Raw genomic sequence first — 11,964 nt, 5'->3', positions numbered from 1 at the left:
CTAAGTTTACCTAATCAGCCGCGTGCGATCACGATCAAGCCACCGACTTTTAATTAAACTTATTCATCAGTTGCGGAAACGGCATGCCATTTAGCCAGTCTTCCAACGCGTCATCTGCTCTGGTAATGGCCTCATCGATCGTTTGCTGATCGGCTTGGGAAAAGGGCGTGAGCACCCAGTCAACAACCCGCTGACGCTGAGGGTGTTGAATGCCGATTTTTAACCGGTAAAATTCATCGCTGCCGGTTGCGCTGATAATATCCTTGATCCCATTATGGCCACCAGCTGAACCACGTTGCCGCAACCGCAATTTGCCTAGCGTCAGATCCATGTCATCATGAACCACCAGGATTTCGTCTAACCGAATTTGATAAAACATCATCAGTTCGCGTACGGCTCGCCCTGAAGCGTTCATATAAGTCTGGGGTTTCACCAAAAACACTTTTTCATCATGAATCCGCGTAGTCGCCGTGGCAGCATCAAATTCGAGCTTATCAAGTTTGAGTCCCAAACGTTTAGCTAACCCGTCAACGACCATAAAACCCATGTTGTGTTTGGTACCTGCATATTTCCGTCCGGGATTACCCAGACCCACGATCATTTTCATTTTGTCTCCTTAAATTAAAGCTTTTCTTTCAACGGCTACCGGTTACGCGCGACTGGCACCTTTTTTGCAACACCAGCAAGCTGCCGCCTTTTTTCACGCGCCAATTCTTGCGTAACCAAGCCAAGCGAAGGACACCAAACACTAACCAACATCACAAGGTTAAGTGCTTGGTGTCACTTCGCTATACGCCGTCATCCACATACTGGGACGTGAATTTCTATTAGTATGCAGTATAACACATCAGAACTGATTAACTGTGCACATTTCTTTTGTGAACTGTTAAGCTTTTGGCCCTCGTGAAAATCGATCATGCAAGCGTTTTCGTTCCTGAAAGAGAGCTTGTCACAGGATTCACAATCCTTGCTATTGTAAGGCTGAGCGCGACTTTTTAACCATGGCAAAATTATGAAAAAGTCTGTCAATTTTGTTTCGGTGAATTGATAATGTGTTATACTCACAATGAAATGCAGTTTGCATGCACATAAGAAAGGATGATATCACCGTGGCAAGTATTACGGATAAGGATCACCAAAAAGTTATTCTCGTTGGTGACGGCGCCGTTGGTTCAAGTTATGCCTATGCAATGGTATTGCAAGGTATTGCACAAGAAATCGGGATCGTTGACATTTTTAAGGACAAGACGAAGGGTGACGCGATTGACTTAAGCAACGCGCTGCCATTCACCAGCCCAAAGAAGATTTATTCTGCTGAATACAGCGATGCCAAGGATGCTGATCTGGTTGTTATCACTGCTGGTGCTCCTCAGAAGCCAGGCGAAACTCGCTTGGATCTGGTTAACAAGAACTTGAAGATCTTGAAGTCCATTGTTGATCCGATTGTGGATTCCGGCTTTAACGGTATCTTCTTGGTTGCTGCCAACCCAGTTGATATCTTGACCTATGCAACTTGGAAGCTTTCCGGCTTCCCGAAGAACCGGGTTGTTGGTTCAGGTACTTCATTGGACACCGCGCGTTTCCGTCAGTCTATTGCTGAAATGGTTAACGTTGATGCACGTTCGGTCCACGCTTACATCATGGGTGAACATGGTGACACTGAATTCCCTGTATGGTCACACGCTAACATCGGTGGCGTTACCATTGCCGAATGGGTTAAAGCACATCCGGAAATCAAGGAAGACAAGCTTGTTAAGATGTTTGAAGACGTTCGTGACGCTGCTTACGAAATCATCAAACTCAAGGGCGCAACCTTCTATGGTATCGCAACTGCTTTGGCACGTATCTCCAAGGCTATCCTGAACGATGAAAATGCTGTTCTGCCACTGTCCGTTTACATGGACGGCCAATATGGTTTGAACGACATCTACATTGGTACCCCAGCTGTGATCAACCGCAATGGTATCCAGAACATTTTGGAAATCCCATTGACCGACCACGAAGAGGAATCCATGCAGAAATCTGCTTCACAATTGAAGAAGGTTCTGACCGATGCCTTCGCCAAGAATGACATCGAAACCCGTCAGTAATCATCATCATGACTGAGTCTAGAACAGCCGGGCAACTGCCTGGTTGTTCTTTTTTTAATCTCGAAAAACAATTAAGAACTTTTGGGGATTCCTTTCACTTGGCAGCAGCATAAAAGTATAATGTTTTTTTAAAGTTCCCAGATGCCGCTTCATTAAAGGGCGGTGCCCCCACAATGCCTGTAGCTGAACGAGGCGTGCCGCTTTTAATTCTTGGCTTGTTACCTTATAATAAGCAGAAACAATGTCATTTTTTGAGGAAGTGCTTGCTACGAAACAGGAACACACAAGGAGCAGGAGGCAGCGATCAGTGAATAAGAATAAACGGTGGCTCCTCGTTGTCGGCGCGCTAGTCGTTCTTCTAGGCGGGTTTTATATCGTCCGGAGCATGCACTATCGCGATCATTTTTTACCTAACACGGAAATTCTGGAAATTGATGTGTCAGGTCAATCGGTTAATGCGGCCAATAAGAAGCTGGTACAACAGTTCAATGAGCGCCAATATACGTTTGTTGAAGGCAATAAAAAAGTCATGAAGGTCAAAGGCCGCGCCCTGGGCTTAAGCCAGGATTTCAAAAAGGGTCTCAACCAGGCCCTGAATAAACAAAATCCGTGGTTGTGGACCACTTCGATTTTTGCGGGTCAAAAGGCTCATGCTGATGAGGATCCATCGATTAACAGTGTTGCGCTAAAACAGTTTGCGGATACCACTGCCAATAAACTGAACCAAGGACGCCAGGAACCGGTCAATGCCAAACTCGTTGCAGATGGCACCCAGTTCAAGATTCAAAAAGAAGTCAACGGTAATCAGATTGACGCCGATAAGCTCGCCAAGACGGTAACGACCGCCTTGGATAATCATCGGCAAACCGTTAATTTAACGGATACGTACAAAAAGCCGACCGTTAAGGCGTCTGACAGTAGTCTGCAAACGACAGAACGGGATATGAATAAGCTTGCCGGAACCAAAGTATCCTTGCAGATTCAGTCCAAGACCGTCACAGTTCCTCAAGCAACCGTGATGAGCTGGGTTACCAACGACAACGGCAAGGCAACAGTCTCCAGTCAGGCCATCACCAACTATGTCTCGACGCTATCACAGCAGTACAGCACCATTAATAAGACCCGTCAGTTTAACTCGCAACAGCAAGGAACAGTTTCGGTTCCTGCTGGCACGTATGGCTGGAGCATTAATGTCACCTCGACTGCAGCGATGATTCTTGCCAGCGTCAAAGCTGGACAGGATCTTAACAAGGAAGTCGTCCACAGCGGTTCCGGTTACGCAACTGACGGCGATATCGGCAATACCTACGTTGAAGTTTCAAAAGAGAAACAACACGAATGGTTCATTAAAGATGGGAAAGTCGTCATGGATTCCGATATCGTAACCGGTAAGCCGAGCCAGGAAACCCCATCTGGTGTCTTCTATGTTTGGTCGAAGCAACGTAATGCAACGTTGCGCGGTAAAAATGATGACGGCAGCTCCTATGCCAGCCCGGTTTCTTACTGGATGCCGATCGATTACACGGGTGTCGGCCTTCATGACAGCCCGTGGCAACCTAAATACGGTGGCGACTGGTACAAAGAACACGGTTCACATGGTTGTGTCAATAACCCGCCTGATTTCATGGCGAAGTTATACGCCGCAGTTGATGAAGGAACGCCGGTTATCGTTTATTAAGATTTCCAATCTATATCATCTTAGTCAGCAACAATTAACATCGGCTCATGTGACGCACCCGTCTGCTGAGCCGATTTTTTCTGCCCAATTGTGAAGCAACATCCGGCGGTGACTTTTTACTCGGAAAGACCGTTACACCGTCAAAAAACTATGGTATCATAGGACAAGATTAGAACATTTTAATAAAGTGTGCACCTTTGATGGAGGAAAACGAATGTTAATTAAGTCGTTAGTATTAAAAAAGGAATTCCTGACCACTGTCAAGGAAACAGTCACCCTTGAAGAAGCATTGAAGATCCTTGAAGACTCCGGCTTTCGTTGTGTGCCGATCTTGGATGAAAGCGGCACGATCTTCCGCGGCAATATTTACAAGATGCATATCTATCGCCATAAGTCCCAAGGCGGCGATATGAGTCTGCCGGTTACTTATCTGCTGAAGAATGCAACCAAGACGATTCCGGTGAATGCCCCATTCTTCAAAGTCTTCTTCAACATCAAGGATCTGCCTTACATCGCGGTCTTGGACGAAAATGCCAACTTTTACGGGATTCTCACACATGCCAAATTGCTTGGGATGCTGTCTGAAGCTTGGAACGTTGACGTTGGCTCCTATGTTCTGACCGTGATGTCCACCGGCGAACGCGGCGACTTGGCAAAAATGAGCAAGATTTTGGCTAAGTATGTGTCCATTTCCGGTTGTATCACCTTGGATGCCAAACGCGACGAATTCGTCCGCCGTACCTTGTTCACATTACCTGCAGGGACCGATGAAAACACGTTAAATGAAATTGTCTCACGCCTGGAGAAAAAGAGTTTCCGCGTGGTTGAAATCGACGATCTGCAATCCGGACAGCCGATTCGGGTAGATGAAGAACTGTAATCTGATTTTAAAAAGCCCGGCAACGTTTTGACCACTGCCGAGCTTTTTTATATGGTGAGCGTGAACCAGCGCGGTCAGAAGCTGGAGCGTAAGTGGCCTTGAAGCTTAAATGGCTGGGCTTTGGCCATCTAGACTTCAAGGCCCTTACACACGCAAGCTTCTGTGCCGGTGAACGCGTATGGCGCGCATTTCTCGCTGCTTAGATCGTCTATTAGCATTGGCGCCAATTCGGTTTACTGGTTTAAGCAGTGCAGATCCTTTATAATACGTTGGCATAAGTATCCAGGTCTAATGATCGTGACACGGGGGAGGAAAACCTCGCATGAAAACTCTGACGCATTTTTGGGATCGAATCGTCTTCACTGTTCGTTTCCTTCGTAGCCATCATTTCAAACCAAAATTTCGCAAGCAGCTGTTTTTCTTCGCCGTCTTGGTGCCAGTGTGTTTGGTCACCATCATCACCGGCCAACATGTAGAAAAACCGGTTCCTGCTGCTACCATTTTTCGCACCGGAACAACACTCGCGAAGGTTAACCAGTCTTCACATCAGCCTACTAGCAAAGTCGCGCTTAACGTTACAAAGCAAATCGACTGGCAAGCTCCGTCTGAAAATCAGCCTTATCCCGACTTGACGCAACATCCTAATCTTTCCTTGGTTGTCAGTTTGAACAAGCAACGGGTATTTGTTAAAGATGGTGCTAAAACCCTTTACACCATGTATGCTTCAACCGGTATCGACGACTCGACACCGCATGGTCACTTTAAGATTCAGTCTGAACGCGGCTATGACTTTTTCAATCCTGAAGAGCAAATGGGCGCGCATTATTACACGAGCTTTTACTTACACGGCACCTATTTGTTCCACACCGTGCCGACTGACATCAACGGTCAATATATTGAAGCTGAAGCGGCCAAGTTGGGCCAGAAACCCGGTTCACATGGCTGCGTACGCCTCAGTATTCCGGATGCCAAATGGATTTTCGAAACCGTCCCAACTGGTACGCCAGTTGTTATCGAATAAACCAAAAACCGCATCTATCTCAGTCAAATCATCACTGAGATGGGTGCGGTTTTTTGCCAAAATATTGCGTTAATTTTTATTGTATGTTTTTGGTTTGGGCAAACTAACCAGCCCTACTGAAATTGCCAACGCACGATCAACGGCCGCCATTTTTGCGCTTGATAAAGCTGTCACCCGCGCCTGTAATCGCTGCTTATCGATGGTGCGAATCTGTTCTAGCAAAATCACCGAGTTACGTTCAACCCCATCTTGTTTTGCCCGTAAGCCAACATGAGTGGGCATCTTGGGTTTCTGAATCTTGGAGGTAATGGCCGCCACAATAACCGTAGGGCTGTAGTGGTTACCAACGTTGTTTTGAATAATAAGTACAGGTCGATTGCCACCCTGTTCGGATCCGACAACCGGCGATAAATCGGCGAAGAATACATCTCCGCGTTTTACGGTTACATCCATGCTTTTGCCCCCCGTTGCTTATCGAATATGGGCGTATGCCTCACTTTCGCAGGCGGAGAAAGCATGACTGATCTCTGTATTGATCTGTCCCATGGCAACGTAGCCGGAAATCAGCTGGTTGATATCGGGTGCTTGTGACTGCAAAAATTTGGCCACTGCTGTCGTGATCACATCTTGAGTATCCGTGTCATTCAACTCACAATAGGCATCTAACCGCGCCTTAATAGCAGCATCAAACGTTACCGTTACTGACGTTTGCTTCTTCATGACAACTTCCTCCAACTTCCCAAGTTCATGTTGCTACTTTATCACAAAATCGATTCAGGAGCTACCGCACTTAGCCAATCATCTGAAAAACTGCCTTGTTATTTGCCGATCGGATTGATGCTTTGCCGTTTTAACCGCGGCGTCAAATTGCAGGCAATTTCGTAATGAATCGTGTCGCTATACTTGGCGACATCTAAGAGCGTGATTTCCTGATCGCCGCTTTGCCCGATTAAAACGACTTTAGTGCCTGCCGGATAGGCTTTTGGCAGACGTATCATGAACTGATCCATGCAGATTCGGCCGACGATTTCGCACGCATGGCCGTCAACCAACACATGGAACCCTTGCAGCCGCCGCAGCCATCCATCAGCATACCCAATTGGAACGGTACCGATAAACTCGTCACCTTTAGCGCGATAGGTGACACCATAAGAAATACCGTCACCGGCATGAACCTGCTTGCAGTAAGTCAATTCACTTTCCAGTGACAAGGCAGGTTCCAGCGGGAAAGGTGTTGTCGGAATCGCATCACCAGATGGGTTCAGGCCATAAATCGCCACACCATAGCGAATCATGTTGCCATTACATGCTGCATGCCACAGACTGGTCGCCGAGTTCGAGACGTGCACGTACCGGGGCCGGGTTGGCAATAAGTCCACCATGTGATTAAACTTGGCCACTTGCTGTTTGAAATAAGCATCGTCTGGATCATCCGCTGTGGCAAAATGGGTGAAAATGCCCTCAACCATAAATTGCTTCGGATGCGCCTGAATGAATTTAAGAGCATCCAAAAGTGCCTGATCCTCCGTGAAACCAATCCGCCCCATGCCGGTATCCAACGCAAGATGAATGCGTAGACGCGGCAACTCCGGTTGGGCTTCCAACACCGGTAACGCCTGCTCGAGCCATTCGACACTGCTAATCGGTAACGAAATCGTTTGTGCCGCAGCAATCGCAGCGTACTGGCTTGGCACAATGCCTAAAACCAGAATCGGCTCGACAAAATTCGCATCCCGTAAATCTAACGCTTCGTCAAGCAGCGCCACACAAAAGCCGCTTGCGCCAGCAGCCTTCGCAACCCGTGCTACCCGTAACATACCATGACCATAAGCATCGGCTTTGACAACGGCAAAAAGTTGGGTCTTCTTTTTTAACCGCGCCACCTCATGCTGGACATTATGCAAAATAGCTGTTTCATCAATCAAAACTGTTGCTGGTCGGAAGTTACCGATCGTCACGTTCAGGACCTTCTTTTTCTAAAATTACCTCGGTGAACACCAAAGTCTCACTATGGGAAATGGAAACAAATGCATTGCCGGCAAATGGGTGTTTCGTCAGAATCGGCTTGCCAAGTTCGTTATTCAGAATTTCAACATCCTGCAAAGCGACCTTGCCTAGTCCGGTGCCGAAAGCTTTGGAATAAGATTCCTTAGCCGAAAACCGGCCAGAAAGATACTCAACAGCACGGCGGCCATCCAATTGTTGATAGTTTGCTAATTCTACGGGTGTCAGAATCTTCGCGGCGAATCCATGGTTCTTTTCTTGAGCGGCTTGAATTCGGCCTAAATCTGTCACATCAACCCCGATGCCATAAATCATACTTGGCCTCCAATACATTTGATAAAGTCATTTTAGCATGCTTTGATTAAAAATCGGCCATGTTCGGCAAATTGCCGATTTCATCTGCTTATTTTGGCTTGGTTAGCTGCAGATGGTCTGTCCCTTTGGTGCTACCAATTTTCTTTCTATTAAAAAAGCACTGGGACTCGATCAGCCCCAGTGCTTGTTTTATTTTAACCGTCAAATTTCGTGCGACTACTTTTGGCGGGTGGAAGCTTATTCGCCTGAACGAATTTTGAAGTTGCGCTTAACATTCTTACGCTTGTCGCCGAAGTTGCGCTTCTTGTCATAGCTGCGCCGGCCGTCGCGATTACCTTGATAGCCGCCTTCGCGCCGCTTACCTTTGTAGCCGCCTTTATAACCGCCGCCACGATTGCCGTGACCATGATTGTTGCGACCGCGATGTGGCAGTGGCCGTTCTGGTGTAATTTTGACCGGAACCGCGCTGGCATCATCCGGGCTGACTGCTTTGAGGTATGCAGAAACCAATTGCAGCGGGGTGTAGTTTTCCAAAAGCGTTTCCGCCATGGCTTCATACTTTTCAGTGTCGTTGGCTTCGACTTGTTCTTTGATCGTGGATAAGCCACTGGAAATCTGGCCCATCAACGCTTCTTCAGCGGTTGGCGGCTTCATCGGCAACATCCGTTTCTTCGTCAAGTCTTCGATCGTGTGCAGGTATTCAATTTCATTTGGTGTGACAAATGTTACCGAAACCCCTTTGTGTCCCGCACGACCGGTCCGACCGATACGGTGCACATATGAATCGGGATCTTGCGGAATGTCATAGTTATAAACATGCGTCACGCCGGAAATGTCCAACCCACGGGCTGCAACATCCGTCGCCACCAAAAAGTCCAATTGGCCGCTCTTGAATTGGCGCAAAACGCTCATACGCTTTTGCTGCGTCAAATCACCATAAATCCCTTCAGCCCGATAACCACGAGCTTTCAAGCCGCGGGTTAATTCATCAACGCGCCGTTTGGTCCGGCCAAAAATCAATGCCAGATCAGGATCCTGAACGTCGAACAAACGCGTCATCACATCGAACTTTTCATAGTCCTTTGCGCGAACATAATATTGTTCAACGGTGTCAGCCGTCAGCTCTTTAGCCTTAATCTTAACAACGACCGGGCTCTTCATGAACTTGTTGGTCAAGCGCATAATGGCTGCCGGCATGGTGGCAGAAAACAGCAATGTCTGCCGTTCTGTCGGCATCTGTTCAACAATCTTTTCAATATCGTCAATAAAGCCCATGTCGAGCATTTCGTCGGCTTCATCTAAAACCAAGGTATCAAGATGTTCCAGTTTCAAGGTGTGACGGCCGATATGATCAAGAATCCGTCCTGGGGTTCCGACCACGATTTGCGGGTGGTCAGCAAGCTGACGAATCTGGCGGCGAATATCAGCACCACCATAAACTGCTTGCACCTTGATCTTCTTGTCGCGCCCTAAACGATAAAGTTCTTCTTGGGTCTGAATCGCCAATTCCCGGGTTGGGGAAATGACCAGTGCTTGGATACTCCGGTCAGCTTTATCGATGTGTTGCAGAATCGGCAAGCCAAATGCTGCCGTTTTCCCGGTACCGGTCTGTGCTTGACCGATCACATCTTTGCCTTCCAGAACCAGTGGGATCGTCTCTGCTTGAATCGGGGTCGCTTCTTCAAAACCTGACTGTGCGATTGCCTTTAAGAGATCATGATCCAAACCTAGTTCTTTAAACTTCAAATGAGTTCCTCCTTGAGAATTCCTGCACGCGTTTACCCAAGCGTGTTTTCAAGGAATCCGCGGGCATCACGTGCATTTTCAGTAAATGACAAAAAAACATATCTCAACAACAATAGCACGAACACAATCGAAAAACAAGAACAAGTGTCATTGCAGGATGGTGGCGGTCATGAGCTTACAATTTCCGGCCAAATGCGGGGGTGTCGCGATGATAGCGCTTTGATACTAAGGGTCGGCTGCTTATTTTATGAAAATTTACAAGATAATAAAGAGACCGCGCTATAAGTTAGTAAGAATTGTTATAGTTTAGTGAATTCTAAACGATCTAAAAAGCTTAGGCAATAAGTTCCTTGCCGTGCCAAACTCCGCAATCTCCGGCCAGCTGGGGCTGGAACGCTGTGACGGCGCTTTGAGCCAGAAAACCGCTGTCTCAAAGTCGCCTAACAACATCAGCGACAAGACCAGTCGCTGTGTTGTTTGCACGGCTGAGCCCCATCTGGCCTACGATTGCTCCGCTTTGGCACTGACGACTCAATAATCTTAACGAATTTGTCCCCCGGGAAAACAAAAAGCGACCATACTCTCTGTGGTTGAAAAGAGTAAGCTCGCCTTTTTATTATGGACCAGTCTCTTACTCGATGCTTTCAATTAGACTTTTGTTTAGAAAATGAGCCTATGTCAAGCGTGACCCCCAGCGATCAGCGCGGCCAAAACCGTTTCCAGATGCAAGCCATGACTTGCTTTTAACAGCACCATGTCATCATGGCCGACGTCATTTTGCAAATCGCGAATCATCTGGTCTTTGGCTGACAGCGGGTAATAATGCAGGTTATCGGGCGAATATTTATCGGCTAAAGCATCGGCCAGTGCGTGCATCTCTGACCCATATAGGTAAACAACTTGCACTTCATGAGGATCAAGCGCATCGGCCAAGCCTGCATGTAGTGCCTTACTTTGTTCACCAAGTTCCAGCATATCGCCTAACACTGCGATGTGGCGGCCGGTTGCCGTAAATTCACTAAAATCGCGGATCACAGCCCGCATCGCTGTTGGATTGGCGTTATAAACATCACTGAGAATTTGTTCGCCGGCATCGCCGATCAGCCACTGCGTCCGATTGGCAGTCACCTGAAAATGCGCGAGTGCTTTTTGCATGACCTCGGGCTTTACATGAAATTGCCGACCGACAAGCAGCGCGGCCAATGCATTCACTACGTTATACTCGCCCATAATCGGAATCGAAAAAGTCAGATCCGGCCACTGTTCAACCGTAAACTCGGTATGATTGCGATGACCGTTAATGGAATGTGCAAACAAGGTATTTTCCGGATGCAACCCAAAAGTCTCCCGCTTTTGAGTAATCTTTTTGGCACGTTCCACAAGCAATGGCTCATCCCCGTTATAGATAAAAGTACCGTCTTCTTTCAGTCCATCGGTGATTTCCATTTTGGCATCGGCAATTTTAGCGCGGGTTTTGAAAAACTCGATATGTGCTTCGCCAATCATGGTGATAACTGCAACATCCGGTTCGGCCAAAGATGACAACGCGTGCAACTGGCCCGGATGATCCATGCCCATCTCAAGGACCAGCACTTCGGTATTAGGCTCCATACTCAAAATCGTCATCGGTACGCCAATTTCGTTATTATAATTGTCTGGCGTTTTCACAACATGATATTGTGTCGCCAAAATCGCCGCCGTCATATCTTTAGTCGTTGTTTTCCCGTTGCTACCGGTAATGGCAACAACTTTGGGATTGACCTTCATCAACAAGTAATACTGGGCCAGCTGTTGCATGGCCGTCAGCGGATCTGGAACAACCAAGGCGGCCAATTTAGTTTTGATCGGTGCATGATCCGCCGCAACAAACGTCGCCACCGCCCCCGCAGCAGCGGCAGCGGGAATGAACTCGTGACCGTCACGTTCACCTTGTAAGGGAACAAATAACATCCCTGGCTTCAATCGACGCGAATCAAAGGTCAGTCCGGTGACCACGCGCGAACCATCCGCTTCAGAAAGCGGCTGTGCTTTAACGACACGCGCAACCTCTGCCAATGTCATTTTCATCATTAACTCGACTCCAATTCTTAAACATAGAGCGTGAGCTGGCGCGCTTAGGAGTCGGAGTGTAAGTGGCCTTGAGCGTGATGGCCCGGGCTTAGGCCATTGCGATCAAGGTCCTTACACACAGACTCCTGCGCCAGCGAACGCGTTTCAACAAGAGCGTGAG

At 47.7% G+C, this 11,964-nt stretch carries 12 protein-coding genes; 4 read left to right on the top strand and 8 right to left on the bottom strand.

Features of this window, described 5'->3' with window-relative positions; translation table 11 throughout:
• Positions 1 to 49: 49 nt before the first annotated feature.
• Entirely contained in the window at positions 50 to 607 is a 558-nt protein-coding gene (gene pth, locus GSO_RS08895; protein ID WP_010491283.1) for an aminoacyl-tRNA hydrolase, read from the bottom strand.
• Between the two features lie 475 nt (positions 608 to 1,082).
• Between pth and GSO_RS08890 the strand changes: the two genes are divergently transcribed.
• The 4 genes from GSO_RS08890 (at position 1,083) to GSO_RS08875 (ending at position 5,669) form a co-directional block, all read left to right on the top strand.
• Entirely contained in the window at positions 1,083 to 2,090 is a 1,008-nt protein-coding gene (locus GSO_RS08890) for an L-lactate dehydrogenase (protein WP_003662706.1), read from the top strand.
• A 307-nt stretch (positions 2,091 to 2,397) separates the two neighbouring features.
• Positions 2,398 to 3,768, top strand: coding sequence for a L,D-transpeptidase family protein (locus tag GSO_RS08885; protein ID WP_010491260.1), 1,371 nt, complete (start codon positions 2,398 to 2,400; stop codon positions 3,766 to 3,768).
• Positions 3,769 to 3,982: 214 nt separating this feature from the next.
• On the top strand, positions 3,983 to 4,648 hold the full coding sequence (gene cbpA / locus GSO_RS08880) for a cyclic di-AMP binding protein CbpA (RefSeq protein ID WP_010491258.1): 666 nt from the start codon (positions 3,983 to 3,985) through the stop codon (positions 4,646 to 4,648).
• Positions 4,649 to 4,970: 322 nt separating this feature from the next.
• Positions 4,971 to 5,669, top strand: coding sequence for a L,D-transpeptidase (locus GSO_RS08875; RefSeq protein WP_010491256.1), 699 nt, complete (start codon positions 4,971 to 4,973; stop codon positions 5,667 to 5,669).
• A 69-nt stretch (positions 5,670 to 5,738) separates the two neighbouring features.
• Here GSO_RS08875 and GSO_RS08870 read toward each other — a convergent pair whose 3' ends face one another.
• The 7 genes from GSO_RS08870 to GSO_RS08845 all read right to left on the bottom strand — a co-directional run bounded on the left by GSO_RS08870 (position 5,739) and on the right by GSO_RS08845 (position 11,801).
• Entirely contained in the window at positions 5,739 to 6,122 is a 384-nt protein-coding gene (locus GSO_RS08870) for a type II toxin-antitoxin system PemK/MazF family toxin (protein ID WP_005686631.1), read from the bottom strand.
• An 18-nt stretch (positions 6,123 to 6,140) separates the two neighbouring features.
• Complete coding sequence (locus tag GSO_RS08865) at positions 6,141 to 6,389, bottom strand: antitoxin (RefSeq protein WP_010491246.1); 249 nt, start codon at positions 6,387 to 6,389, stop codon at positions 6,141 to 6,143.
• A 98-nt stretch (positions 6,390 to 6,487) separates the two neighbouring features.
• A complete protein-coding gene (gene alr / locus GSO_RS08860; RefSeq protein WP_010491244.1) occupies positions 6,488 to 7,627 on the bottom strand; it encodes an alanine racemase in 1,140 nt (379 codons plus the stop codon).
• Complete coding sequence (gene acpS, locus GSO_RS08855; protein ID WP_010491243.1) at positions 7,614 to 7,988, bottom strand: holo-ACP synthase; 375 nt, start codon at positions 7,986 to 7,988, stop codon at positions 7,614 to 7,616. Before acpS ends, alr begins: the two co-directional genes overlap by 14 nt.
• A 237-nt stretch (positions 7,989 to 8,225) precedes the next feature.
• Positions 8,226 to 9,734, bottom strand: coding sequence for a degradosome RNA helicase CshA (cshA, locus tag GSO_RS08850; protein WP_010491240.1), 1,509 nt, complete (start codon positions 9,732 to 9,734; stop codon positions 8,226 to 8,228).
• Positions 9,735 to 10,040: 306 nt separating this feature from the next.
• Complete coding sequence (locus tag GSO_RS18005) at positions 10,041 to 10,217, bottom strand: hypothetical protein (RefSeq protein ID WP_162097787.1); 177 nt, start codon at positions 10,215 to 10,217, stop codon at positions 10,041 to 10,043.
• A gap of 195 nt (positions 10,218 to 10,412) precedes the next feature.
• Positions 10,413 to 11,801, bottom strand: a complete 1,389-nt coding sequence (locus GSO_RS08845) for a UDP-N-acetylmuramoyl-tripeptide--D-alanyl-D-alanine ligase (protein WP_010491238.1) — start codon at positions 11,799 to 11,801, stop codon at positions 10,413 to 10,415.
• Positions 11,802 to 11,964: the final 163 nt, after the last annotated feature.

Source organism: Lacticaseibacillus zeae DSM 20178 = KCTC 3804 (genome assembly GCF_000260435.1).
GTDB classification, from domain to species: domain Bacteria; phylum Bacillota; class Bacilli; order Lactobacillales; family Lactobacillaceae; genus Lacticaseibacillus; species Lacticaseibacillus zeae.
Note: the sequence above shows the minus strand (reverse complement) of the source record. Positions and strands in the feature narration are given on the sequence as shown.